Source organism: Kribbella sp. NPDC054772, from assembly GCF_053611945.1.
The window spans coordinates 291,769-316,902 of the sequence record NZ_JBSHBJ010000005.1 but is presented as its reverse complement, the minus strand read 5'-3'; the positions used below and the strand labels follow the sequence as shown (position 1 = coordinate 316,902).

The window sequence follows — 25,134 nt, the reverse complement described above, 5'->3', positions numbered from 1 at the left end:
CCGTGGGTCTTTCCGACGGGGTTCCCACGGTAGCGGCCGCTACCGTGGGCAAATTGAGTGTGGTTTCCGGACAGCTTGGAAGGCTGAGTCATGACATCGCAGGCACGTCTCGTCGGCGGCCGGTACGAAGAAGGCGAACCGCTCGGCCGCGGCGGCATGGCCGAGGTCCGCAGAGGCGTCGACAACCGGCTCGGCCGGAGCGTCGCGATCAAGCGGCTGCGGGTCGACCTGGCCAGTGACGCCACCTTCCAGGCCCGGTTCCGGCGGGAGGCCCAGTCGGCCGCCTCGCTGAACCATCCGACGATCGTCTCGGTCTACGACACCGGCGAGGAGCCGGACCCGAACGGTTCCGGCGTCACGATCCCGTACATCGTGATGGAGCTCGTCACCGGCAAGACGCTGCGCGACCTGATCCGCGAGGGCCGCAAGATCATGCCGGAGCGCGCCCTGGAGATCACCTCCGGCGTGCTCGAGGCGCTGGACTACAGCCACCGGGCCGGCATCGTGCACCGCGACATCAAGCCCGGGAACGTGATGCTGACCCCGCAGGGCCAGGTCAAGGTGATGGACTTCGGGATCGCCCGCGCGGTCGCCGACACGTCCTCCACGATGACCCAGACCGCGGCAGTCATCGGTACGGCGCAGTACCTCTCGCCGGAGCAGGCGCGCGGCGAGACCGTGGACGCTCGTTCCGACCTCTACTCGACCGGATGCCTGCTGTACGAACTCCTCACCGGGCGTCCGCCGTTCGTCGGTGAGTCGCCGGTGTCGGTGGCCTACCAGCACGTGCGGGAGCAGCCGCTGCCGCCGTCCTCGTTCGACCCGGACATCCCGCCGGAGGTCGACGCGGTCGTCCTGAAGGCGCTGGCGAAGAACCGCGAGGAGCGGTACCAGAGCGCGTCCGAGATGCGCGCCGACATCCACCGGGTGCTGGCCGGTCAGCAGGTGACGGCGCCGATGGCCGCGGTCGCCGAGACCCGGGCGATGGCCCCGACGGCGGTCGCGCCGGCCGCGACCCAGGCGTTCCGGCAGACCGGCGGCAACGACGTCCTGCCGCCGGGTGACGACGAACTGGACGAAGAGGACGGCCGCTCCCGCCGCAACCGCGGGCTGGCGTACTTCCTGCTCGGCCTGGCGATCGTCGCGGTCGCGGTCGGCGCGTACGCGCTGTTCACCAAGATGAACAAGGACAACGCCGGCGGCACTCCGCCGACCACGTCCGCACCGGCCAAGGTCACAGTGCCGGACCTGTCCGGCAAGTCGCTGACCGAGGCGACCTCGATCCTGGCCGGTCAGGGCCTGAAGATCTCGTCGACGTCGGAGAAGAGCGACACGGTCGGCCGCGGCGCGATCATCCGCCAGACGCCGAAGGGCAACACCGAGGCGGAGCAGGGGTCGACCGTCAGCGTGGTGATCTCCTCCGGTCAGAGCGCGTTCTCGGTGCCGGACGTGATCGGGATGTCGGAGTCGAAGGCGCGGAACACGCTGGAGGACGCCAAGGGCCAGTTCACGGTCAAGGACACGGCGGTCGAGCGGGACAGCGACGAGAAGAAGGGCACCGTGCTCGCGGTCAGCCCGGACCCGAACGGGCAGTACCCGTCGGGTCAGGAGTTCACCCTGACGATCTCCAGCGGCAAGACGCAGGTCGACGTACCGGATGTCGTCACGGTCCCGGCCGATGACGCGGCGAAGCAGCTGAAGGAACTCGGATTCGTGGTCGGCTACAAGTACGGCAACGACCCGAGCTCGCCGGACGCCACCGTGCTCGCGCAGAGCGTCCCGGGCGGTACGAAGAAGCCGAAGGGTTCGACGATCACGCTGACGGTGAACCGGATCGAGCAGCCGAACACGCCGCCGCCGTCGAGCGAGACACCACCGCCGTCGACGCCCAACACGCCGGGCATCACCATCGGCGGCTGAGAACGATCGGCGGCTGAGAACGCGAGAACCCCCGGAGCGATCATCGCTCCGGGGGTTCTTTTCTGCGCAGTGGGTCAGCCGACGACTGGTGCGAGACCTGCGGAGCGGGCGACCGCCTCGGGGTCGCCGCAGATCGTCAGCCAGTTGGCGAGCATCCGGTGACCGCCCTCGGTCAGCACCGACTCCGGGTGGAACTGCACGCCCTCGACCGGGAGATCGCGGTGCCGCGCCGCCATGATCACGCCTGCCTCGGTCCGCGCGGTGACCTGTAGTTCGTGCGGCACGCTGTCCTGCGCGATCGCCAACGAGTGGTAGCGAGTAGCGGTGAACGGCGACGGGAGCCCGGAGAGTACGCCGGCCCCCTCGTGGAACACCTGGCTCGTCTTCCCGTGCAGCAACTCGTCCGCGCGGCCGACGACTCCGCCGTACGCGACGCCGATCGCCTGCAGGCCGAGGCAGACGCCGAAGATCGGGACCTCGCCGCCCTTCTCGCGGACGATGTCGACGCAGGCGCCGGCTTCTTCCGGCGTACCGGGACCGGGCGACAGCAGCACGCCGTCGTACCCACCGGCTTGGTCGGGGGTCACCTCGTCGTTGCGCAGCACCGTGGTGTCGGCCTGCAGTTGCTGCAGGTACTGCACCAGGTTGTAGACGAAGGAGTCGTAGTTGTCGACGACAAGGATCCGCGGCATGCGGACCATTATCGCCCGGTCACGGACGGGCTGGTCGACGGTGTCCGCTCGAACCCGGGAACGGTCGCGCTCTGCAGGTCCAGAGTGCCCTCGTACGCCGGCATCGCGATCGACGACTCGCTCTTCACGTCGTACCCGAGCTGGAACTTCACCACGTAGTCCTGCAGGTTCTCGATGTACTGCGAGTCGTCGAGCGCCTTCTGCAGTTTCCGCCGGTCCCCGATCGCGGTGATCTTGTACGGCGGCAGGTACGGCACACCGTGCAGGACCACGGAGTTGCCGACGCACTTGATCCCGGTGGTGGAGATGACCCGGTGGTTCTGGATCGAGATCGCGTCGGCGCCGCCGGCCCAGAGCGCGTTCACGACCGCCTGGATGTCCTGCTGGTGGATCACCAGCCAGTCGGCGTCGACGTCCGGGTTCTCCTTGACGACCTCGGACGGCGCGTCCTTGAGCGTGACGGTCAGTCCAGGCCCGGTGACCGGGGTGGTGCCGACGTCGTCGGACAGGTCCTCGAGCTGCTTGGCCAGCGCCGGGTCGATCGAGCCCTGCTGCGCCTGCAGCTTCTCGATGTCCTGGGTGAGCGCGGCGTGCTGCCGGACCAGGGTCGCGCTCCTGCGACTCTGTTCCTCCACCAGGCCCGCGAGCGTAGTGTTGCGACTGGGGCGCAGGTCGGTGCCGCGAGCGTTCGTGGCGCTGGTGGCGAACAGCAGCCCGGCGCACAGCAGCGCCAGCGGCGCGCCTACGCGCCACAGCGAAATCCGCCTCAACCTACGCACCCGTGATCTCCATATTGCTCTCTGCACTACGCTAACCCGGGACCGGGACCCGCACGGTCCTCAGCGGTCAGCTTATGCGTCCTTACAAGGAGTTCAGACGTGCCCGAGTCGAGCAGTCGTAACAAGAAGAAGACCGAGAAGGTCAAGGCCGAGAAGACGCCGAAGAAGCCGCGTACCCAGTCACGCGTGTGGGTCGCGCCGCTGATGCTGTTCTGCTGGCTGCTCGGACTCGCCTGGCTGGTCGTCTTCTACGTCGCCGGCCAGGACATCCCGGTGATGAACGACCTGGGCAACTGGAACCTGCTGATCGGCATGGGCCTGATCGCGGTCGGTTTCGTCGTCTCCACCCAGTGGGTCTGATCCCCGGCTCCGCAGAGTTATCCACAGCGGTGTCCCCAATTGTGCACACCGTTTCGCGGGAGTTATCCCCAGCCTGACCCTTACTTCTCCACCGAAAGTGGTCGAAATCGGCTCAAATCTGTGGATAACTCAGGTTTGAGCCTCTCGGATGTCCACACGGCTCCGCCCGGGCGCGGCGGGCGGCGTACGGTCGAAGTATCCGTAGCGACCTGGGGAGACAGGGGAGGGTCTCATGTTCGTTCAGGTCATTCAGGGACAGGTCACCGACGCCGAGCAGGCACATGCCGCGATGGATCGGTGGATGGAAGAACTGGCGCCCGAGGCGTCCGGCTGGCTGGGGACGACGGCCGGAGTGACCACGGACGGACGGTTCATCGCGCTGGCTCGTTTCGACTCCGCCGCCGCGGCGCGCCGGAACAGCGAGTCACCCGCGCAGGACAAGTGGTGGCACGAGTTCACGTCGGTACTCACCGGCCAGGCCACCTTCCACGACACCGAGGACGTCGTCCTCGACACCTCCGGTGACCCGGACGCCGCCGGCTTCGTCCAGGTGATGCAGGGCGCCGGGAACAACCCGGACCGCGCGCGGGAGCTGATGGGTCAGCACCGTGACGAGTGGACCGCGTTCCGGCCCGAGATCCTCGCCAGCGAGGTCGCCATGTACGACGACGGCGACTACACGATGGCGATGTTCTTCACCACCGAGGCCGACGCCCGCGCCGGCGAGCAGAAGAAGGTCCCAGCGGACCTGCAGGCGGACATGGACGAGATGAACAGCCTCGCCGCCGGCCCACCGGCGTTCTTCGACCTCAAGCAGCCCTGGCTGTACTCACCGAGCTAGAACGAGGCAGCTCGAACTGGGCCGCTCGGACCGCCCGCGACGGATCCCGTCGCGGGCGGTTCCGCGTCTACGTAGAGATATATGTAGACGCCTGCGTACCCGTCTGCGTATAGTTCTACGTAGGAGGAGACAAGCGATGCCCAACAAGACGATCTACGTGTCCGACGACGACCTGCCGCTGTACAAGAAGGCGCAGGAACTCGGCGGCAACCTGTCCTCGGCGATCTCGATCGCACTGCGCAGGTACGTCGAGATGGAAGAAGGACGCCTCGAGGGGTACGACGAGATCACCGTCCGCGTGGGCCGGGGCACCGGCCGCAAGCAACGGTTCTCCGGCGTACTGCTCGCGGAAGGCGGCCGGTCGAGCAGCACCGGCTACGAGGCCTTCAAGGTGTACCGGAGCCGGACCGGGAAGTACGTCCTGCACGCGGACCGCCGCAACCAGTTCACCGTCAGCGGTGACGACGAGCGCTACCTGTCCGGCTGGCGCTCCTGGATCGGCAACTGGAGCGCGGACCAGTCCTGGAGCATGGCCCAGGGCGAAGCCACCCTCGACATCGTCGAGACCGTCGAGGAGCTCCGCGACCTGATCCCGCCGGACCTCTACGAACTGGTCGAGGAAGCCGCGCACCAGCCCGCCGTCGAAGACCTGGACATCTAGTCGAAGACCTCGACATCTAACTGATCCACAACAGCTGACCACCGGCGCCCCGGACGCGGGCCGGCCGGTCGGGCGAGCACGCCCAAAATCCTCCTCCTCCACAGACCCGTCAACCACCTGGGTCAGGTTCGCCCTGCCCGAAAACCAAGGACCTCTCATGTCTTCAGCGATCGACGTCCGTGGACTGCGCAAGTCCTACGGCGAGAAACTCGTGCTCGACGGCATCGACCTGACCGTTGCCGAAGGCACCATCTTTTCCCTGCTCGGCCCGAACGGTGCCGGCAAGACCACCGCGGTACAGATCCTGTCCACGCTGACCGCCGCCGACGCCGGCGAGATCCGGGTGGCCGGCCACGACCTGCACACCGACCCCGAGGCGGTCCGGGCCGCGATCGGCGTCACCGGCCAGTTCTCCGCGGTCGACGGTCTGATGACCGGCCGGGAGAACCTGATCCTGATGGCCGACCTGTACCACCTCGGCAAGCAGGAGGCCCGCCGCCGGGCGGACGAGCTGCTCGAGCAGTTCGAACTGGTCGACGCCGGCAAGAAGCTGGCGATGACGTACTCCGGCGGCATGAAGCGCCGGCTCGACCTGGCCATGACGCTGGTCGGCCGCCCGCGGATCATCTTCCTGGACGAGCCGACCACCGGACTCGACCCGCGCAGCCGGCACAGCATGTGGACGCTGATCCGCGAACTGGTCGCCGGCGGCGTCACGGTGCTGCTCACCACGCAGTACCTGGAAGAAGCCGACCAACTGGCCGACCGGATCGCCGTCCTGGACCACGGACGGCTGGTCGCTCAAGGGACGGCCGACGAACTCAAGCGGCTCGCGCCTGGTGGACACATCCGGCTCCGCTTCACCTCGCCGGAGGAGTTCACGCTCGCCGGTCAGGTGCTGCCGACCGCCGCACCGGACCACGAAGCGCTGGTGCTGCAGGTGCCGAACGACGGCAGCGTGCACGCACTGCGCGACCTGATCGCCCGGATCGACGACGCCTCGCTCGAGGTCGACGAACTGACGGTCCACACCCCAGACCTGGACGACGTGTTCTTCGCCGTCACCGGTCAGCCCACGCACGAGGAAGTGACGACGAAATGAGCTACGCACTCCAAGACACCTCGACGATGCTGCGGCGGAACCTGCGGCACGCCCAGCGGTACCCCGGCCTCTCGCTCGGCGCCCTCGGGATGCCGGTGATCATGATCCTGCTGTTCGGCCTGGTCTTCGGCGACACGTTCGCGGCCGGTCTCGGCGGAGGGGGCGGCCGCGGCGGCTACATCGACTTCCTGACCCCGGGAATCCTGCTGATGTCGATCGCCTCCGGCACGATGTCGCCCGCGGTCGCGGTCTGCATGGACATGACGGAGGGCATCGTGACCAGGTTCCGGTCGATGGCGATCTTCCGGCCGGCCGTCCTCACCGGGCACGTGCTGGGCAACGTGATCCTGACCGTCGTCAGCCTGGCGCTGGTGATCGGGTTCGCGGTGCTGATCGGGTTCCGCCCGAACGCGTCGGTCGTCGACTGGCTGCTGGCGGCCGCGCTGCTGATCGCGGTGACCGTCGGCCTGACCTGGTTCGCGATCGCGCTGGGGCTGACCAGCAAGACGCCGGAGGGCGCGAGCAACATCGTCCTGCCGATCAGCCTGCTGCTGCCGTTCCTGAGCAACACGTTCATCCCGCTGGAGGCGATGCCGAGCGGCATCCGCTGGTTCGCCGAGTACCAGCCGTTCACCCCGATCATCGACACCTTGCGGCACCTGCTGCTCGGTACGCCGATGGCCAGCGGCAGCGGCTGGCTCGCCGCGGCCTGGTGTGTGGCGATCGCGATCGTCGGCTACTTCTGGGCGCAGAAGAACTACAACAAGGGGACGGTCGCTTAAGAGGGAGCGCCGAGGATGCTCGCCCGGGTGCGGACGTGGGCAGGCACCAAGAGGTCGCAGTCCGGGTTGTCCTCCGGCTCGCCGGCGACGGTGTGGAGCGGGATCACGCCGGCCCAGTAGGGCAGGTCGAGGTCCTGCTCGTCGTCGCTGGCCGGCCCGGTGCGGATCTTCACCGAGGCCTCGGTGAGCGAAAGCGCGAGCACCGAGGTCTTCGCCAGCTCCTTGCGGTTCGGCGGCCGGACCGCGGTCGACCGGCCGGGGACGAGGTGGTCGACGATCCGGTTCAGACCGTGGAGTTTCTCGTCCGGGTCGGTGACCAGCCGCGGTACGCCGAGGACGACAGCGGACCGGTAGTTCACCGAGTGATGGAACGCCGAGCGCGCGAGCACCAGACCGTCGGTGTGCGTGACAGTGACGCAGACCGTCTGCTCCGGCGCCGCGACCACGCTCCGGGCCGCGACCGAACCGTGCAGGTACATTGTCCCGTCCGGTCCGCGCTCCAGGTCCACGCCGTACGCCGTCGGCAGCACGAGCGGATCGCCGTCGACCACGACACCCAGGTGACAGAACATGCCGTCCATGAGTACGTCGGTCAGCGCATGCCGCTCGGTAGCCGCACGTTCCTTCGACCGGCGAAGCGACGTACGGGCGGTGGGCTGGAGCGGGGTGGTGGTCATGCAACCAGGTTCGGCCGGGGAGTGGTCTCCTGGCACGGTCCATTCCGTCACCAATCACCTAGTCCATTCGCGCAGCGGGACCTCCTGGGCGACGACGCGGTGCTTCCGCGTCGGCAGACCCATCGTCGGGTTGGCGGTGCCCCACGCCGCGCCCTTGCAGATCAACTCCTTGTAGTGGGCGGCGATCCGTCCGGTCAGGGCGGCGTTGACGGCGCGGTCGTCGCTGGTGACGTACTGGATCAGCCCGTCCTTCCGGCCCAGCGAGATGCACTGGTTGAAGTAGGCCAGCGGCGCGTGCGGGAGCTTCCCGCCGGTCAGCCGGGCCGCGATCGAGTCGGCGGCCTGCCAGGCCATCGGCTGCCCCGACGCGCACGACATCCGCAGCGGCTTGTTCTTCGAGCCCATCGCGTACGCCGCGTCGCCGATGGCGTACACGTCCGGGTGCGAGACCGAGCGCATGGTGGCGTCGACGACGATCCGGCCGGTGTCGACGACCTCGAGCGTGGTCGCCTGAACGATCGGGTGGACGGCGAATCCGGCCGTCCATACAGTGACGGCGGCCGGGACCGTCGTACCGGCGGCCGTGGTGACGTGGTCCGGCTCGACGCTCGTCACCGACGCGTTCTCGTGGACGGTGATGCCGAGCCGGTCCATGACCTTCCGGACATGCCGGCGGCCCTTGGGCGAGAGCCAGTCGCCGAGCTCGCCGCGGACCAGGAGGGCGACGTCGAGATCCGGCCGCGCCTCGGCCAGCTCGGTCACGAACTCCAGGCCGGTGAGACCGCCACCGACGACCGTCACCGCCTGCCCGGTCGTCAACGACTCCAGCCGCTCACGCAGCCGCAGGGCACCGGGGCGGCTCGCGATCTCGTACGCGTGCTCGGCGGTACCGGGAACGCCCTGTGGGTTCCAGCGGCTTCCGAGCGCGTACACGAGGGTGTCGTACGCCAGTTCCTCGGTGCCGAGCGTGACGGTCTTGCGGTCGACGTCCACCTCGGTCACCTTCGCGACCTTCAGGACGACGCCGGTGCCCGCGAACATCTCGCTGAACGGGCGCGGCGTCAGGTCCTGGCCGGTCGCCACCTGGTGCATCCGGACCCGCTCCACGAAGTCGGGTTCGGCGTTGACCAGGGTGATCGTCACGTCCTCGGGGCGCAGTCGCTTGGCGAGACGGCCGGCGGCGACAGCTCCGGCGTACCCGGCGCCGAGGACGACGATGCGGTGCTTCCTGCTCATATTGGGCTCCTGTCCGATGCGGTGTTGCCCCTTGAACCGGACAGAGCGGCGATTCCTGACAGGTACGCCGTGTGAAGCAGGTCACGTGATGGTCAGCAGCGGTTCCCCGTGGTCGGCGGCGGTGAAGAGCTCGGTCGCCCGGGCCAGCTTGTCCGGGTTGGCCTGGGTGCGGAACCCGGTCAGTCCGGCGTCGGTGACCTCGATGCAGATGATGCCGATCACCGCGTCGTCGACGACCACCACTAGCGCCGGGTCGCCGTTCGCGGTCCAGGCGTAGGCCTTCGCGGCGCCGCCGACGTACCGGCGCTTCGCCGTGGTCGGGATGAACAGGTGCTGGAAGAACCGCGCGACCGCGCGGGCCCCCTCGGTCGCACTGGTCCGGGCCGGCACCTTGCCACCGCCGTCACCGATCGAGACGGCGTCGGCGGTGAGCAGCCGGACCAGCGAGTCGGCCTGACCACTGGTGGCCGCCGCGAGGAACTCCTCGACGATCCGCTGGGCGGCCGCCGCGTCGACCTCGGTCCGGGCCTTGCCGTCCGCGATGTGCTTCTTGGCCCGATGGAAGATCTGCTGGCTGGACGCCTCGCTCAGGTCGAGGATCTCCGCGATCTCCCGGTGTGAGTAGTCGAACGCCTCCCGCAGGACGTAGACCGCTCGCTCGTTCGGCGTGAGACGTTCCATCAGGGTGAGTACGGCGTACGACACCGACTCCCGCTGTTCCACGGTGTCGGCCGGGCCGAGCATCGGGTCGCCGGCGAGCAGCGGTTCGGGCAGCCACTGCCCGACGTAGGTCTCGCGCCGCGCCCGGGCGGACGAGAGCTGGTTCAGGCAGAGGTTGGTGAGGACCTTGGTCAGCCAGGCCTCGGGGACCTCGATGCGTTCGGTCTCCGCGGCCTGCCAGCGCAGGTACGTCTCCTGGACCGCGTCCTCTGCCTCGGCGGCGGAGCCGAGCAACCGGTAGGCGATCGCCTCGAGACGGCGTCTGGAGCGCTCGAAGTGAGACACGTCCGCCGCGGTCAGGGCCATGCTGCGATCCTATCGAGGTGCAGAGTTCGCTGCCGCTGACGATCGACCGCGCTTCCGGCCTGCCGCTGCATCTGCAGTTGGCGGAGCAGTTCCGGACGGCCGTGCTCGACGGGCGGCTCGCGGCGGGTCATCGGCTGCCGTCCACGCGGGACCTGGCGCGGGAGCTGTCTGTCTCGCGGTCCGTGACGCAGGCGGCGTACGACCAACTGCATGCCGAGGGCTGGATCGAGGGCCGCACCGGCGCCGGGACATTCGTCACGGACGTCACGCCGCTGCAGCCCGCCGTACGACGGCACACGCCGCACCCACCTGACGCCGGCCCCGAGCTGCTCACGCTGCGCCCCGGTATCCCGTTCATCGCACCGACGCCCGACCCGGGCTGGCGGCGTGCCTGGCGCGAGGTGTCGACACAGTCACCACCCCGTGGGTACGACGACGCGGCCGGCCTCCCCGCGCTCCGCGCCGCCCTGGCGGATCACGTACGGCGCGTGCGCGGGATCGCCTGCGGACCGGAGAACGTGCTCGTCACCAACGGCACCGTGCACGGGCTCCGCCTGCTGCTCACCGTCACCCGCGAACCCGGCGACCGGATCGCGATCGAGGACCCCGGCTACCTGAACGCGGTCGTCGCCGCCCGCGACCACCGGCTCGAGATCGTCGACGTCCCGGTCGACGAGGACGGCCTCCAGGTCGGCGCCCTCTCCGACGACCTGCCGGCCGTCTACGTCACGCCGTCACACCAGTACCCGCTCGGCGGCCGGCTTCCCGTTGCCCGACGCAACGAACTGGTTCGCTGGGCGCGCCGCACCGGCGCGCTGCTGATCGAGGACGACTACGACAGCGAGTTCCGGTACGACGTCGCGCCGCTGCCCGCCCTCGCGCAGCTGGACCTCGAGCGCGTCGTCCATCTCGGCACGCTGTCGAAGACGCTGAGCCCCGCGCTCCGCCTCGGGTGGCTGGTCGCGTCCGAGCCGATGATCGACCGGCTCGCCACGTTCCGCGCCGACTCCGGCGACTGGCCCGCCTGGCCGATGCAGGCCGCGCTCCTCGCGATGCTCCGCGACGGCTACCTCGACCAGGCGGTCCGTCGCGGACGCCGGCTGTACGCGGACCGCCGTACCCACACCTGCGCGGTGCTGTCGCCGTACGGCCAGGTGGTCGGGCAGGACGCCGGGCTACACATCACCCTGTTGCTCCCTGACGACGCCGACGACCTCCGGATCGCAGCCGCGGCCCGCAAGGCCGGCGTCGTCGTCGCACCGCTGTCCGAGTACCGCCGCAGCGTCCCCGGCCCACCCGGCCTCGTCATCGGCTACGCCACACCTTCAACCGCCGACCTCCACAAGGCCCTCACGATCCTGACCGACGTACTCACTCACCGTTGAGTGGGTCGGGGACGCCGTTGGCTCCCCAGCGGAAGTAGGCGGGGTCGTTGAACTTCGGGCCGGAGGCGCTGAGGTGGTTGATCACCGTCGCGGTACCGTTGGCGCGCCCAACGGCGTACCAGTGGGCCGTCTTCGTGTCCTTGTCGATTCCGACGAGGAGTGTGCCGTAGTTGCCGCACTTGCTCGCGAGGAGTTTCTCGAAGCCCTGCCAGGTTTTCGTGCGAACCGGTTTCACCACCGGCTTCAGCGTCGACGTGGTGGGGATGTGAATGGTGTAGAGCGCCCCGCCCCGCGTGTTCGCGAGGAACGTGTCGTACGTCGGCGTCTTGCTGATCAGCGCCATCGACTTCACCGCGGCGAACCCGGTCGCGGAACCGGTCGGCTTCCACAGCCACCGGTCGACACTCCACCGGAACAGCGTGCCGTCGCTCCGCAGCCCGTACGCCGTCGTCTGGTCGCGCGCCCCCTGCGAGACCTCCACGGCGGTGTACTTTGACCAGCCGCCACCCACCCGCTGCGTCTCGTTCGCTTGGCCGTTGTCGATGTCGTTCATGACGTCGACGGAGTACGAGCGGTAGTAGAGCGAATCGCCCTGCACCACCCAGCCCTCGTTGGTGGCGCCGTAGCTGGACGCGTCGCTCGTGAACGTCGTACTCAACCGAACCGCGCCCGCCGGGAAGACCCCGAAGATGACGCCGGGCTGGCCGACGTTCCGCGGTGGGTACCCGACCGTGATCCCCAGGTTGTTGTGCGCGCCGCTGTCCAGCACGGAGCCCGGCTGGAGCGAGCACGCGGCGGTGCTGGCGGTGGTCGCCGCGTGCGCAGTTGGTGCGGTGAACGTCGCGGCGAGCAGGGTCGCGCCGGCGACGATGGAGAGCAACTGCTTCATGTCCCCTCCCAGGTCTGGAGCTTGCACAGACCTTGATGCGGGCGGGGACGGAAAGGTTACGGCTGCAGCGGATTCTCGGTGAGCGGCGGTTGGACGACCGGGGTGTCGCCGTCCCAGGTCAGCTTCGAGAGCCACATCGTGCGGCCCTTCGGGTCGGTTCCGACGGCGTCCGGATCCCATGCGTGGTAGACGAACCAGTCACCGAGGACCATGTTGTGCCCCGGACCGGCGGCGTCGGGCGACGACTTGAGGATCGGGTCACCCGACTTCGTACACGGACCGATCGGCGACTCGCAGACCGCGTGACCGACGGCGTACTCCGCCTTGTCGAAGGCGTTGGCCGAGTAGAAGAGGTGGAACTTGCCGTCCCGCTCGACCATGTACGGCGCCTCGACCAGGTTGCCCTCCCACGGCAGATCCTGCTTGATCAAGCGGTGCACGGGACCGGTGAGCGTGAGTCCGTCGGCGGACAGCTCGGACACGTAGATCCAGGTGTCCACACCGATCGCGTTGCCGTCGTTCTTCCAGTACAGCCAGCGCCGGCCGGTCGAGTCCTGGAACGGCGAGGCGTCGATCGAGCCGCCCTCGTCGGCCTGACTGATCAGCGGCTTCATAGATATGTCGACATATGGACCCGCGGGGGTGGACGCCACCGCGACACCGACCGCCTGCCGATCGGCGGCGGTGTCGCGGGACGTGTAGTACATGACGTACCGGTCGGCCGCGTGCACCGCGACCTCCGGCGCCCACACCCGCCCCGGGGACGTCCAACCCGGCACCACCGGCAACGCGTCACCGACCGGCGTCCACGCCACCAGGTCACTGGACGTCAACGTCTGCACGTTGCCCAGCGGCCCATTGGTCGCGAACGCGTAGTACTCGTTGCCCACCGCAATCACCTGCGGATCGGCGAAGCTACCGTCGTACACCGGGTTGGAGAATCCCATGGGGTTCCTTACTTGCTCTCGTAGAACTTCAGGTAGTCGAAGGTGGCGACCGGCGGTGGGTTGGCGCCGGTGAACTCACCGTGGGCGTAGAGGCCGATCTTCGCCGCGGCGGGGAGCACCCAGGATGCGCCCCAGGTCCAGTTCGTGCCGTCGACCGACGTGGCCGCGCGGTAGACGTGCTCACCGGCAGCGTTCTTGTGGTACGCGAGACGCATCCACAAGGTCGGCGCCGAGCGACCGATCGCGGCCGCGCCGTACGACGTGGCGCCGTCCGACGGCCGGGCCACGAGCTCACGCCCGTACTCCGTCTGGCGGGTCTTCCAGATCGCCACGTTGCCGAGCCGTGCGAAGTCGTTGTCGTTCAGGTACGCGATCATCCCGGCCTGTTGGTAGTTGCGGACGTCGCCCTGCCCGGTGTCGAGGTGCAGCTTGGTCTCGGCGATCCAGCTGTCGCCGGCCGGCGTGCTGTGCAGCAGGAGCCCGGCGTTGTTGGACGAACCGGTCATGTCGGCGTTCTCCAACGGCCACGACAACTGGCCATCAGCAACCGTCGCCTTGTCGTCCTTTCGCACCCACGACCAGTCCGCGGCGAGCGCACCGTTGAAGTCGTCCCCGGCGATCAGCTTCCCGGTCCGCGGTACGTCGGCCGGCTTGGTGACCGGCTTCGCCACCTGACGCACCGTCAGGTTGTCCACTTCGGCCGACCCGAGCCACCGCACCGGCGCCTCACCCAGCCGCAGCCCCGGTACGTCGAGTTGCGCCTCGGCGTACACGTCGCCGAGACCGGCGTCGTTCAACCGTGCGCTCACGGTCGACCCGGACACCTGGACGCTGAGCTTGTTCCACTGCGAGCGGTCGAAGTCAGCCGGCAACGCGGCCGAGGTCGTCCGCCCGCCGGCCGTCAGCGTCACCTTGTCCTTGGTCACCGCCGCGACGACCTGGTTGCCCAGAACGGTGGTGAAGGAGTCGCCGAGCTTGACGTCGGCCTCGACCCGGAGCGAACCACCAGGTGCCGCCTTGCGGGTCTGCGCGGACCCATTGATCGAGGCCGTCGGTCCGCCGAGCGAGTCGCCGGCCTGTCGAGTGGCACCGACCAGGCCGCTCGCCGGATCGGTCGAGTCGATACCGGATCCCGAACCGGTCGCCGGCGCGGGCACCGGACCCTCGGACGGACCGGCACCCGCGTTGGTGCGCGGCCAGCCGTTGATCCAGTCGATCTTGTCGATCAGCATCGGCCGCCGGTTGATGCCGAACGGGTTGGTCAGCCACGGCGTACCGCGGTCGATCGCGTGGTAGACGATGTGGTCCTGACCGGCCGCGTCGGTGATGAACGCGTGGTGCCCCGGACCGATCCACTTGTTGCCGTTCTGCGTGATGACCGTCGTACCGCCGACTCGTGAGTCGGTCAGCGCGGCACCGTCGGCGTCGAGGAACGGGCCGCGAGGCGAGCGGGACCGGCCGGCGAAGACGGAGTACCCGGTGGTCGGGCCGGCGCAGCAGTTCATCGACGAGCCCATGAAGTAGTACCAGCCGTCGCGGTAGACGACGTACGAGCCCTCGTAGCGGTCGCCGATCGTGACCTGCGTCGGTGTGCCGACCGCGTGCATGCCGTCGGGGGAGAGCTCGGTGACCTGGATGCCGCCGTAGAAGCCGCCGTAATACAGGTACCGCTTGCCGTCGGCGGCGGTCAGCATCGCCGGGTCGATGGTGCCGAGGTAACCGCCGTTGCCGTCGGGCCGCGGTGCGACGACCGGCCCGCCGGTGGCGGTCCACGGACCGGCCGGCGTCGGGGCGGTCGCGACCCCGATCGCGGGATCACCGCCGGGGTTGGCGTTCGTGTCGGTGACGGTGAAGTACATGACGTAGTGACCGTCGAAGTAGCGGATGTCCGGGGCCCAGAAGAACGAGCCCGGCGCGGCCCAGGCCGGTTTGGTCTGATCGTTGAAGACCGTGCCGAGGTACTCCCAGGAGCTGAAGTCCTTGGTGCGGGCCATGTGCATCAGGCCGAACGGGCCGTTCGCCTTCAGCGGGTCGGACGTCGCGTACGCGTACCAGTAGCCGTCGCGGCCCTGGATGATCGACGGGTCGGCGAAGGTGTCCGCGAAGCTCGACGAGATCGCGTTGGTGGTCGTCACCGCGGGCGGTGGTGCCGCGGTGGCAGCCGTCGTACCGGCGGCCACCGCGGTGACCGTCAGGACGGCGGCGAGTAGTCGTTTCGAAGGCACGGGCGGGTCCCCTCTCGAATCAACTGCTGAGCTGGATCACATGCCACGACGCAGGGGGCAACGTGGCACGACAAACACCGTCGACGACCTCGGTGGTGTCGACGGCCCGGGGCTGAACCCGGTCCGGATCGTCCGCCGTGTTCACGGCGGAGCGGTCCTCGTCATAGAGCGCGAGATGCCGGACCACCTGTCCGGTCACCGGAATCTCCAGATCGATCTTGTCGGTCTCACTCCGGTTCACCACGAAGATCGCGGTCTCCCCGGTGTTCTCGTCGTACGTCGCCGTACTCCACAGCGCCGGTACGCGCCCGAAGGCGTTCGTGTCGATGTCCGGTCCGCCGCTGATCGCGGTCTGCAGCACCGTCGGACCGGCGTACTGCGCGGTCAGGGCGAACGGGTAGAAGATCGTCTGCCGCCAGGCGCGGCCGCCAGGCTCGGTACGGATCGGGCCGATCACGTTCACCAGTTGCGCCAGGCAAGCGATCTTCACCCGGTCGGCGTGCCGGAGCAGCGTGATCAACAGGCTGCCGACGACGACCGCGTCGTCGACGCTGTAGGTGTCCTCGATCAGCGGGCTGACCTCGCGGATGCCGAGGCCGAGCTCGCCCGGGAAGTGCTGCTGGTACCAGACGTTCCACTCGTCGAAGGAGAGCGTCAGCTCCTTGTCGCTGCGCTTCAGCGCCTTCACGTGATCGGCGGTCGCGATCACCGACGAGATCATCCGGTCCATCTCCTCGGCGGCGGCCAGGAAACTCACCTGGTCGCCGTCGCGAGGTTCGTAGTACGCGTGCAGGCTGATGTGGTCGACCAGGTCGTACGTGCGCTCGAGGACGACCCGCTCCCACTCGCCGAAGGTCGGCATCCCGGCGTTGCTGGAACCGCAGGCGACCAGTTCGAGGCCGGGCTCGACGCGGCGCATCGCGTTCGCGGTCTCCTCCGCGAGCCGGGCGTACTCCTCGGCGGTCTTGTGGCCGATCTGCCACGGGCCGTCCATCTCGTTGCCCAGGCACCAGACCTTGATGTCGTGCGGCTCCGGGCTGCCGTTGGCGACCCGGCGGTCACCGTGCTCGGTGCCGGCCGGGAGGTTGCAGTACTCGAGCAGGTCGACCGCCTCGCGGATCCCGCGGGTGCCGAGGTTGACCGCCCAGATCGGCTGGACGCCGGCCTTGCGGGACCAGGCGACGAACTCGTCGGTGCCGAACTGGTTCGGCTCGATCGCCCGCCAGGCCAGGTCGAGGCGCCGCGGCCGCTGGTCCTTCGGGCCGACGCCGTCCTCCCAGTCGTAGTTCGAGACGAAGTTGCCGCCGGGATAGCGGATCGCGGTGACGCCGAGCTCGCGGACCAGCTCCAGCACGTCCTGCCGGAAACCGTCCGCGTCGGCGCTCGGATGACCCGGTTCGTAGATCCCGGTGTACACACACCGACCCATGTGTTCGACGAACGAACCGAACAACCGTCGGTCGAGCGCACCGACGGCGAACGCCGGGTCAACCACAAGCCGGGCCACGAGGCCTCCCCAGAGTCGTCTACAACGTTTAACGTGGATGTCTACAACGATTGACAATCGGTGTAAAGAGCTGGGCGGTGGCACACTCGGGCGACAAGCCGGGAACAGGAGGTTCGGATGGCGACCAGGCTCAGTGATGTGGCCGCGAGGGCCGGGGTATCGGTGAAGACCGTCTCGAACGTGATCAACGACTATCCACACATCACTGCGCAGACCCGCGCCAAGGTCGAGGCCGCGATCGCCGCGCTCGACTACCGGCCGAACGTCAGCGCCCGATCGCTGCGCAAGGGCCGCTCGGACTTCATCGCGCTGGCCATCCCGGAGATGGGTTCGCCGTACTTCGCCGAGCTCGGGGCGGAGATCAGCCGGGCCGCGAAACGCCGCGGGATCACCGTGCTGATCGACCAGACCGAAGGTGAGGCGGCGGCCGAACGGCTGGTACTGGAAGGGATGCGCGGGCAACTGATCGACGGCATCATCTTCTCCCCGCTCGCGACCGCTCCGGCCAAGCTGACGTCCGCCGACACCGGCAAGCCGCTGGTGCTGCTCGGCGAGCGCCCGGCCGGCGGTCAGTTCGACCGAGTCGCGGTCGACTCCGTGCAGGCGTCGTACGACGCCACGTCGCATCTGATCTCGCTCGGGCGGACCCGGATCGCGGCGATCGGTGTCGGCGGCACCAGTACCGGCGCGGTCCGGCGGAAGGGGTACCGGAAGGCGCTGAAGGCGGCCGGGCTGCCGCACGACCCGGCCCTCGAGCTGGCCGGCACCGGGTACCACCGGCTGGACGGCGCGGCGTCGATGCGCGAACTGCTCGCGCTGCCGAAGCCGCCTGACGCGGTGTTCTGCTTCAACGACCTCTTGGCGCTCGGCGCGCTGCGGACTCTCGCGGACGCCGGTCTACGGGTGCCCGAGGACGTCGCGGTGGTGGGCTTCGACGACATCGAGGACGGCCGGTACCACTCACCGACGCTGACCTCGATCTCCCCGGACAAGGAGTGGCTGGCCGACAACGCGGTCGCCCTGCTCCTCGACCGCATCGCCGGCAACGGCGGAGCCAACCACCAGGACCTCACCGTCCCGTACACGTTGCAGATCCGCGAGTCGACCGTCGGCTAGCGCTCCGGGAAGCCCGCGAGTTGTTTGGCGAGGCCCTGCTGGGTCTTGCCGACCTTGCCCACCAGCGTCAGTACGGCGTTGCGCAGCGGGCGGATCGCCGGCGGGACGTTCGCCAGGCGGGTCAGGCGGTGGGCCAGCGCGATCACGCGGACCGCTTCCGCGCGGCTGTTCGTGGCGTACGTGTCGAGGCCCGACTCGTCACCGGCGATGGCGATCGACAACGCGTCCGCCAGGCTGACCGCGTCGCGGAGTCCGAGGTTCATGCCCTGACCGCCGGCCGGGCTGTGCGTGTGGGCCGCGTCGCCGGCCAGCAGCACGCGACCGGACCGGTAGGCGTCGGCGACCCGCTCGTGGATCCGGAACCGCGAACCCCAGACCACCTCGGTGATCTTCGGGTGCGCCTTCCGCGGACCCCGAGCGGCGAGCAGTTGCTGTGCGTACGCCAGGTCGGGGTGCTCCGGCGCATCGTGGACTTCGGCCACCAACCGGAAGCTCCCGTCCGGCAGCGGTGCCACCACGAGCAGGCCGGCGGAGGCGAAGTACAGGGCGACCTCGTCGACGGGTAGGCCGCTCTCGACGCGGACGTCGACCAGGCTGCAGGAGAGCTGCAGGGTGTTGCCGGGCATCCGCAGTCCGGCGAGTTCCCGGATCGTGCTGTTCATGCCGTCGGCGGCCACGACGTACTGCGCCTTGATCACGTCGCCGTTGTCCAGAGTGACCTCGACCCCGTCCGCGGACTGGGTCAGGCCGGTCGCGGCGTACGGGCGGAGCACTGTCCCGCCGAGCTCCTCCAGCCGCTCGAGCAGGACCTGCTCGGTGACCGGCTGCGGGATCATCGTGACGAACGGGTACGCCGTCGGCAGGTCCGCGAAGCCGACCGGGATCAGCTTGCGGTCGCCTGACCGGATCGCGAAGTCCTGCAGCTCGAGCCCGAGGTCGATCAGCCGCTTGGTGACACCGAGCTGCTCCAGGACCTCCAGCGTCCGTGGGTGGATGACGCAGGCGCGGGAGGTGTTGGTGCCCTCGGCCTGCTTGTCGACCACCACGACCTCATGCCCGTGCAGTCGCAGTCCGACCGCCACCGCGAGCCCGACCGGACCCGCTCCCACCACTACGACCTCTGCGCTCCGTGGAGTCATCGTCGCTCCTCCCTCTCAGCATTTATCAACGCTTGTTGACTTTTACGCTAGGCCTGCTACTGGCAAAAGTCAACAAGTGTTGGCATATGCTGTGCGTATGGCGGAGAAGAAGTCCGACCGGACCCGGGCGGCGATCCTGGCGGCGGCCCGGGAGCGGTTCGGCGCGGACGGGTACGAGCGGGCCACGATCCGCGCGATCGCGGCCGACGCGGCGATCGACCCGGCGATGGTGATGCGGTACTACGGCAGCAAGGAGAAGCTCTTCGCGGCGGCGGCCGAGTTCGACGTACGACTGCCGGATCTGAGCGACGTACCGCGGGAGCAGGCCGGCGAGGTGCTCGTGCGGCATCTCGTCGAGCGCTGGGAGGAGGACGACACACTCCGGGTGCTGCTACGGACGGCGGTCACGAACGAGACCGCCGCCGAGCGCATGCGAGAGGTGTTCGTCGGGCAGCTCACGCCGGTGTTCCAGCGGGCAGCCGTCGACCAGCCCGCGGTACGGGCGGGACTGATCGCGACGCAGGCGCTCGGATTCGCGCTGTGCCGTTACATCCTGGAGTTCGCGCCGATCGCGACCCTGACCACGGACGAGGCCGTCGCGTGGCTGGGTCCGACGATCACGCGCTACTTGACGGCGCCGTCGCCCAGCCAGGTGTGAACCGCGGGCAGCGTCTCCGCGAGTGACGGCAACTGCGGGTGCCACTTGAGCTCCCACTCGAGCGAGAGCGGGTAGTCCGTGCCGTCGAGGACCTTCAGCAGGTCCTGGATCGGGAAGTCGCCGGCGCCGATCGCGACCGGACGGTAGTCCTGCTGCGAGTCCGCCTGCTTGAACTGCACGACCTCGAGCCAGGGCCGCAGCAGCGCGAACGACTCGGCCAGCGTCTCGCCGTGCGACCAGGTGTGCGAGCTGTCCCAGAGCGCCTTCACGTTGTGGCCCGGGACGTCGGTGTCGAGCACCGCGCAGAACGCCGCGACCTGACGAGCCGTCGAGTGCGAGTCGTGCGTCTCCAGCAGGATCGGTACGTCGCGCGGCGCCGACGTCACGCGGTCGAGCGCGCGAATCTCACCGGCGCTCGGGCCTTCCGTCGTACCGTCATCGGGGTCGTCGCCCGGGAAGACGCGGACACCGAGGGCGCCCAGGTCGTTCGCCAGTTCGAGGTGCGCCTCGAGCGGCTGCTCCTCGACCGCGCACAACTTCACGTAGCTGCTGATCGCGAAGATCTGCAGGCCGGCGTCCTCGATCCGGGTCCGCAGCTCCCGCCGCTCGGCCGCGCTCAGACCCGTGTGGGTGAACTCGTCCGGCGCGGTCCGCAGTTCCAGACCGGTGAAGTTGTTGCCCTGAGCAAGTGCCAGGACGTCGTCGAGTGGTGCTCCCGGACAACCGAGGGTGGCGAAACCTAAACGCATGAGGCCAATCTGTCAGACCCAGCGGCCACGCCGCGGAGTGGTCCGCGGAGCGGTCTGCTCGTCGTCGTCGGTGGGCTGCTGCTGCTCGTTCGAGTACGGCGTCTGCTGCTGGTAGTCGGTCTGGTCCGGCTCCTGCGAGTACTGCGAGCCGTACGACTCCGACGCGTAGTTCGGGTTGTAGGTCTCGTAGGACTGCTGGCCGCCGCCGTACTGCGAGCTGCCGTTGTTGCCGCCGTTGTTGTACGTGTTGTCGTACTCGGAGCTGTAGTTCGAGTAGTCCGAGTTGTACTCCGACGTGTACGACGTCTCGTAGCCGTTGTAGTCCGAACCACCGGACTGCTGACCCGGCTCGGGCCCGTACGACGGGATCGGCGGCAGCGGCTTCGACGGCGTCAGGAAGTCGTCCTGCTCCTGGTGGCTCGGCGCCGGCGCGGGCTCGTAGTACCCGGTGGAGGCCGACGGGTACGACGGCTGGGTGTGCTCGGACCGGCCGTAGACGCTGTGGTCCGGGTACGCCGACTGCGTCGGTTCGTTCGAGTGCGACGTGTACGTCGAGTGGTCCTCGACCGCCGGCTGGATCGCCGACGGGCTGTCGACCGCGACCCGAGCCGCCCGGCGACCGGCGCGCGCAACAGGCGCGGGCTCAGGCTCGGGTGCGGTCTGCGCCTCCGCGGGGGAGGACGTTGAGGTGAGGTAGTCCGATTCGTAGGAGTACGGCTCGGAGTACTGCGCCGCCCAGTGCTCCTCGGCCGGCTGCTGCGGCTGCTGCTGGGGCTCGTACTGCTGCGGCTGGTAAGGCTGCGACTGGTACGGCTCGGGCTGGTACGGCTGCTGCTGATACGGCTGGCGCTGCTGGGGCTGGGGCTGGTGCGCGTACGGGTCGGGCTGCTGCACGACCGTCATCGGCGCGACCTCGTCGAGCCAGCTGCCCGTCGTCGTCGCCCCGAGCGCGTCCTCGCTCCGGTAGTCGTCCCAGCTCTGCCGCGGCGCCTCGTACGTCGTCTCCGCGGCCGGCTTCTCGTCCCGCCAGGACTCGATCGGGCTGAACTGCTCGGTCGCCGGGCCACTCTCGTCGTCCCGCCAGCCGTCCACTACCGGGGCGAACGGGCTCCACTTCGCGCCCTCGTCGACCGCCGGGTCACCGGCGAACGCGGCCGGCGCGGCGGCGCCGTCACCCGGGAAGTCCTGCGCGGCCGGAGCCGGCGCGAACGGGCTCGCGGCCGGAGCCTGCGGTGCGGGCTGCTGCGGCGCCGACTGCTGCGGGCCGGCCTGCTGCGGGCCGGCCTGCTGCGGCGCCGGTGCGTACGGAGCCGGGGCCTGGGCGGCCGGGGCGAACGGGTTGTTGCCCGCCGGCGCCTGCGGCGCACCGGCCATCTGCAGCTGCGGCTCGCGGACCAGACCCAGCGAGGGCGCGGTCGCGATCGGCTCGGCGATCGCCGGCTGCTCGTCGGTGTCGTCGTTCGCGGCCCACGGCCCGCCGCCGGTCTCGTACGACGGGACGGCGCTCAGCTTCGGCGCCTGGTCCCACCAGGGCACCCACGTGCGGGTGGTCTGCATGTGGTTGATCTTGCGGATCACGAGCGTCGCGCCCACCGCGGAGACCGCGGTCAGCAGCAGGGACGCCGTACCCGCCAGGGCGATGCCGCGCAGCGAGCCGACGGTGGCTTCCATCCACATCAGGAACCGGCGGACCACCACGTCGAACGCGAGAGCGCCGATCCAGGCGACCCACCACACGGACGTGAGGGAGGGAGTCCTGAACCGGCGCAGGTCGTCGGTGTAGACGGGGGTCTTCGGATCGCTGGCGAGCCAGACGTCGTCGACGATCTGTTTCGGGTACCAGAGGTTCGGACCCGGCACGAACCAGCTGGCGAGTACCCAGCCATGGCTGCGACGATGGTCGGCCTGACAGAAGACCTCGGAGTTGACCCGGACCCGCCAGAGCCACACAACGAAGACGACCGCGGCGGCGACCGAGACGATCACGTTCGGAATCGCGGTGACCTTGGCGATCGCGTCGGCGCGGTTCAGGTCCGCGTCGTCGACGTTCGGCATGCCGCCGAGATAGCGGTGCACCACGGAGTACGTGTTCCAGTCGGACCAGGTGGAGAGCAGATGCGTCACTGTCGACGCGCCCAGCAGTCCGATGGCGATCTTGCCGACCGTCCCGATCTGCTGGAACTCCTCAGCCGCGTGCGGCTGCCATGCTTCCTCGTCCTCGACAGGGGTCATCGTTGGCTGCGGGTGGCTCACGTCTCGCGTCCCTCGCGTTGCTGGAACTCCGTCGTCTGTCCGGCGCTTCGGACCGGCCCTGCCCCCGCGTGACCGAGCCACATTGATACCACGAAGTAGGTATGCCAGGGCAGTCGGCCCCAATGCGGAGGGTGTCGACTTAACGTGTTCTTTTCGTACGCCCATCACCAGTGGTAACGAGGCATTGGACGGCGCGTGACGGTTTGGTTTACAACGCAGGAGGTTGGAAGCCGCTGTGCGGTGTCCCGACCGCCCACCAGGGCACCCATTCACGCTGGGTCTGGAGCTCGTCGATCCGCTGGATCAGGATCACCGCGAGCACCGCCGCGCCAGTGGTGGACAGCGCCGAGACGGAGGACAGTATGACGTTCGTACGCAGATCTCCGAGCTGCGACGCGCCGGCGAGAACACCTCTTTGCACGATGTTCCCGGACACCAGTCCGGTCACCCAGGTCAGCCACCAGGCCCAGACCAATTGGGTGCCGGGGACAACCTTCAGGTTCGGCGTCAGCGGATCGGTGCGCGGATCGCTGGCCGCGACGATGTCGTCGACGACCTGCTTCGGGTACCAGAGGTTCACCACCGGGACGAGCCAGCAGCCCAGCACCCAGCCGCGGGTGAACCGGTGCTCGCCGCGGCAGAACATCTCCGCGTTCCACCGGACCCGCCACAGCCAGATGATGAACACCGCCGCGGCACCGAGCAGCGCGAGCGCCGAGACGATACCGAGCGATCCGGAGATCAGGTCCGCTTCGTCCAGCCGGGCGGCGGCGTCAGCGCCGTACACCTTGAGGGTGCGGTAGGAGAACCAGTCGGACCATGCGGTGGCCCACGCGGTGACCGTGACCAGCCCGATCAGGATCGACGCCGCGACGCCCATTGCCCGCTCGGAACTGAACCACCGGTCCAGCGGTACCTGTGACGCCCGGCTCGGCATGGATCAGACATAGCACAACACGGCGTGACCGGGCGAGGACAACACGTCGCCATCGGTCCATGGCGCAATTCCGCGAGAAAACTGTCGGTGCCCTGCGCAAGGATGGCGATATGCGCTGGTCCGTGATCGATTCGCCGATCGGCGACCTCACGCTCGCGGTCGACGAGACCGGGCTCTGCCGGCTGCACTTCGGCGGCACCGACAGACCGCTCGACCCCGACCCGCTGCTCGCCGAGGCCGCCGACCAACTGAAGGCGTACTTCGCCGGTGAGCTCCAGGAGTTCACGCTGCCGCTGTCCGTCCGCGGCGGCTCCGAGTTCGAGCGCGCGGTCTGGACCCAGCTCACCAAGATCCCGTACGGCGAGATGCAGACGTACGGCGACGTCGCGAAGATCGTCGGCGACATCGGCGCGGCCCGCGCGGTCGGGACGGCCTGCAACCGGAACCCGATCGCGATCGTGATGCCCTGCCACCGGGTGGTCGGCGCCGGCGGCAAAATGGTCGGCTTCGGTGGTGGCATCCCGACCAAGCGGCACCTGCTCGAGCTCGAGGCCCGGGTGACGCTCGAGACGCTCTGGACCTGACGGACCCAGACCTGACCGGCTCGGCCCGACAGACCTGACGAAGATCTGACACTCGAACGCGGTCTATCGGGGCGCGCTGATCTGGCCGGGGCACTAACGTTTGAAGCGAGTGATTCAGTGTGGTTGCAAACCCACCCCACCACCCGATCAGGCGTCCTCCCACCTGCCTTGGAAGACAACTAAATGAACAAAGACCGCACCACTGACCACCACCACCCTGATCTCAGCGCGCTGATGGACAAGAGCGCCGAGGACTGGTCGGCCCCCGAGATCCAGGACGCCGCGCGCGCGGCGCTCCGGATGCACGCCCCGGACCGGGAGCCAATGACCTGGATCCGGCGGTTCAAGGTCGTTCCCTGGCTGCACCGCAACGACGCGGTCTGCCTGAGCTGCGGCGGCACCTACCCGTGCATCACGCACCGGTACGCCACCCAACTGCTGTCCGCCGGTCGCTACACGATCGCGAAGGAACCGCAGGTCAACTGACGTCGCTCGCGCAAGGCGACGTGCGAACAGACGAAGGTCCCGGACCCTGCAGGGGGCGGGGCCCTCGCCCGGGGGGGGGGGTGAGCCGGTGGGGGGGGGTAAGGGGTGGCGGGGGCGGCGGGGGGCGGCGGGGGTGTGGGCGCCCCGGGCCGGGGGGGGCTCCGTGTGCGGGGGGCCCGGGCC

At 69.0% G+C, this 25,134-nt stretch carries 24 protein-coding genes; 11 read left to right on the top strand and 13 right to left on the bottom strand.

Going from position 1 to position 25,134, the window contains the following annotated elements; translation table 11 throughout:
• The first annotated feature begins 90 nt into the window (after positions 1–90).
• On the top strand, positions 91–1,920 hold the full coding sequence (gene pknB / locus ACWGID_RS11905) for a Stk1 family PASTA domain-containing Ser/Thr kinase (protein ID WP_452196420.1): 1,830 nt from the start codon (positions 91–93) through the stop codon (positions 1,918–1,920).
• Between the two features lie 74 nt (positions 1,921–1,994).
• Here the strand turns inward: pknB and ACWGID_RS11900 are convergent, their stop codons facing one another.
• A complete protein-coding gene (locus tag ACWGID_RS11900) occupies positions 1,995–2,612 on the bottom strand; it encodes an aminodeoxychorismate/anthranilate synthase component II (RefSeq protein ID WP_452196419.1) in 618 nt (205 codons plus the stop codon).
• Positions 2,613–2,620: 8 nt separating this feature from the next.
• Positions 2,621–3,391: a DUF881 domain-containing protein gene (locus ACWGID_RS11895; RefSeq protein ID WP_452196418.1), complete on the bottom strand. Its 771-nt coding sequence runs from the start codon at positions 3,389–3,391 to the stop codon at positions 2,621–2,623.
• Between the two features lie 99 nt (positions 3,392–3,490).
• Here ACWGID_RS11895 and ACWGID_RS11890 point away from each other — a divergent pair, with 99 nt between their 5' ends.
• From ACWGID_RS11890 to ACWGID_RS11870, 5 genes are all read left to right on the top strand, one after another.
• Complete coding sequence (locus tag ACWGID_RS11890) at positions 3,491–3,751, top strand: cell division protein CrgA (protein WP_452196417.1); 261 nt, start codon at positions 3,491–3,493, stop codon at positions 3,749–3,751.
• 232 nt (positions 3,752–3,983) lie between these two features.
• Entirely contained in the window at positions 3,984–4,592 is a 609-nt protein-coding gene (locus tag ACWGID_RS11885) for a hypothetical protein (protein ID WP_452196416.1), read from the top strand.
• Positions 4,593–4,728: 136 nt separating this feature from the next.
• On the top strand, positions 4,729–5,253 hold the full coding sequence (locus tag ACWGID_RS11880) for an EXLDI protein (RefSeq protein ID WP_452196415.1): 525 nt from the start codon (positions 4,729–4,731) through the stop codon (positions 5,251–5,253).
• 157 nt (positions 5,254–5,410) lie between these two features.
• Complete coding sequence (locus ACWGID_RS11875; RefSeq protein ID WP_452196414.1) at positions 5,411–6,355, top strand: ATP-binding cassette domain-containing protein; 945 nt, start codon at positions 5,411–5,413, stop codon at positions 6,353–6,355.
• A complete protein-coding gene (locus ACWGID_RS11870; protein WP_452196413.1) occupies positions 6,352–7,137 on the top strand; it encodes an ABC transporter permease in 786 nt (261 codons plus the stop codon). The genes ACWGID_RS11875 and ACWGID_RS11870 overlap by 4 nt, the downstream gene beginning before the upstream one ends.
• Here ACWGID_RS11870 and ACWGID_RS11865 read toward each other — a convergent pair.
• The 3 genes from ACWGID_RS11865 to sigJ form a co-directional block, all read right to left on the bottom strand.
• Positions 7,134–7,814 carry a pyridoxamine 5'-phosphate oxidase family protein gene (locus ACWGID_RS11865; RefSeq protein WP_452196412.1) on the bottom strand — a complete coding sequence of 227 codons (681 nt, stop codon included), beginning with the start codon at positions 7,812–7,814 and terminating at the stop codon, positions 7,134–7,136. The genes ACWGID_RS11870 and ACWGID_RS11865 overlap by 4 nt on opposite strands.
• 54 nt (positions 7,815–7,868) lie before the next feature.
• Complete coding sequence (locus tag ACWGID_RS11860; protein WP_452196411.1) at positions 7,869–9,050, bottom strand: NAD(P)/FAD-dependent oxidoreductase; 1,182 nt, start codon at positions 9,048–9,050, stop codon at positions 7,869–7,871.
• Between the two features lie 81 nt (positions 9,051–9,131).
• On the bottom strand, positions 9,132–10,076 hold the full coding sequence (sigJ, locus tag ACWGID_RS11855; RefSeq protein WP_452196410.1) for an RNA polymerase sigma factor SigJ: 945 nt from the start codon (positions 10,074–10,076) through the stop codon (positions 9,132–9,134).
• 17 nt (positions 10,077–10,093) lie between these two features.
• Here sigJ and pdxR point away from each other — a divergent pair, with 17 nt between their 5' ends.
• Positions 10,094–11,461, top strand: a complete 1,368-nt coding sequence (pdxR, locus tag ACWGID_RS11850; RefSeq protein WP_452196409.1) for a MocR-like pyridoxine biosynthesis transcription factor PdxR — start codon at positions 10,094–10,096, stop codon at positions 11,459–11,461.
• Here pdxR and ACWGID_RS11845 read toward each other — a convergent pair.
• The 4 genes from ACWGID_RS11845 to arfA are packed head-to-tail and all read right to left on the bottom strand — an operon-like array spanning position 11,448 to position 17,029.
• A complete protein-coding gene (locus tag ACWGID_RS11845) occupies positions 11,448–12,350 on the bottom strand; it encodes a hypothetical protein (protein ID WP_452196408.1) in 903 nt (300 codons plus the stop codon). The two genes, pdxR and ACWGID_RS11845, sit on opposite strands and share 14 nt — an antisense overlap.
• Positions 12,351–12,406: 56 nt before the next feature.
• Entirely contained in the window at positions 12,407–13,297 is an 891-nt protein-coding gene (locus tag ACWGID_RS11840; RefSeq protein WP_452196407.1) for a glycoside hydrolase family 43 protein, read from the bottom strand.
• 8 nt (positions 13,298–13,305) lie between these two features.
• The gene (locus ACWGID_RS11835; protein ID WP_452196406.1) at positions 13,306–15,522 is read right to left on the bottom strand and encodes a family 43 glycosylhydrolase; all 2,217 of its coding nucleotides are present in this window, start codon (positions 15,520–15,522) and stop codon (positions 13,306–13,308) included.
• A 19-nt stretch (positions 15,523–15,541) separates the two neighbouring features.
• Positions 15,542–17,029 (bottom strand): arabinosylfuranosidase ArfA, encoded by a 1,488-nt coding sequence (gene arfA, locus ACWGID_RS11830; RefSeq protein ID WP_452196405.1) that lies wholly within the window; start codon positions 17,027–17,029, stop codon positions 15,542–15,544.
• 117 nt (positions 17,030–17,146) lie between these two features.
• Here arfA and ACWGID_RS11825 point away from each other — a divergent pair, with 117 nt between their 5' ends.
• Positions 17,147–18,145 (top strand): LacI family DNA-binding transcriptional regulator, encoded by a 999-nt coding sequence (locus ACWGID_RS11825; protein WP_452196404.1) that lies wholly within the window; start codon positions 17,147–17,149, stop codon positions 18,143–18,145.
• Here the strand turns inward: ACWGID_RS11825 and ACWGID_RS11820 are convergent.
• Positions 18,142–19,284 carry an FAD-dependent oxidoreductase gene (locus ACWGID_RS11820; RefSeq protein WP_452196403.1) on the bottom strand — a complete coding sequence of 381 codons (1,143 nt, stop codon included), beginning with the start codon at positions 19,282–19,284 and terminating at the stop codon, positions 18,142–18,144. The two genes, ACWGID_RS11825 and ACWGID_RS11820, sit on opposite strands and share 4 nt — an antisense overlap.
• Positions 19,285–19,381: 97 nt before the next feature.
• Between ACWGID_RS11820 and ACWGID_RS11815 the strand changes: the two genes are divergently transcribed.
• Complete coding sequence (locus tag ACWGID_RS11815) at positions 19,382–19,942, top strand: TetR/AcrR family transcriptional regulator (RefSeq protein ID WP_452196402.1); 561 nt, start codon at positions 19,382–19,384, stop codon at positions 19,940–19,942.
• Here ACWGID_RS11815 and ACWGID_RS11810 read toward each other — a convergent pair.
• The 3 genes from ACWGID_RS11810 to ACWGID_RS11800 form a co-directional block, all read right to left on the bottom strand.
• Positions 19,909–20,691 carry a sugar phosphate isomerase/epimerase family protein gene (locus ACWGID_RS11810; RefSeq protein WP_452196401.1) on the bottom strand — a complete coding sequence of 261 codons (783 nt, stop codon included), beginning with the start codon at positions 20,689–20,691 and terminating at the stop codon, positions 19,909–19,911. The genes ACWGID_RS11815 and ACWGID_RS11810 overlap by 34 nt on opposite strands.
• A gap of 12 nt (positions 20,692–20,703) precedes the next feature.
• The gene (locus tag ACWGID_RS11805) at positions 20,704–22,923 is read right to left on the bottom strand and encodes a DUF4328 domain-containing protein (RefSeq protein WP_452196400.1); all 2,220 of its coding nucleotides are present in this window, start codon (positions 22,921–22,923) and stop codon (positions 20,704–20,706) included.
• A 229-nt stretch (positions 22,924–23,152) separates the two neighbouring features.
• The gene (locus ACWGID_RS11800; RefSeq protein WP_452196399.1) at positions 23,153–23,881 is read right to left on the bottom strand and encodes a DUF4328 domain-containing protein; all 729 of its coding nucleotides are present in this window, start codon (positions 23,879–23,881) and stop codon (positions 23,153–23,155) included.
• A gap of 110 nt (positions 23,882–23,991) precedes the next feature.
• Here ACWGID_RS11800 and ACWGID_RS11795 point away from each other — a divergent pair, with 110 nt between their 5' ends.
• On the top strand, positions 23,992–24,465 hold the full coding sequence (locus ACWGID_RS11795; protein ID WP_452196398.1) for a methylated-DNA--[protein]-cysteine S-methyltransferase: 474 nt from the start codon (positions 23,992–23,994) through the stop codon (positions 24,463–24,465).
• 183 nt (positions 24,466–24,648) lie between these two features.
• The gene (locus ACWGID_RS11790) at positions 24,649–24,951 is read left to right on the top strand and encodes a hypothetical protein (RefSeq protein WP_452196397.1); all 303 of its coding nucleotides are present in this window, start codon (positions 24,649–24,651) and stop codon (positions 24,949–24,951) included.
• Positions 24,952–25,134: the final 183 nt, after the last annotated feature.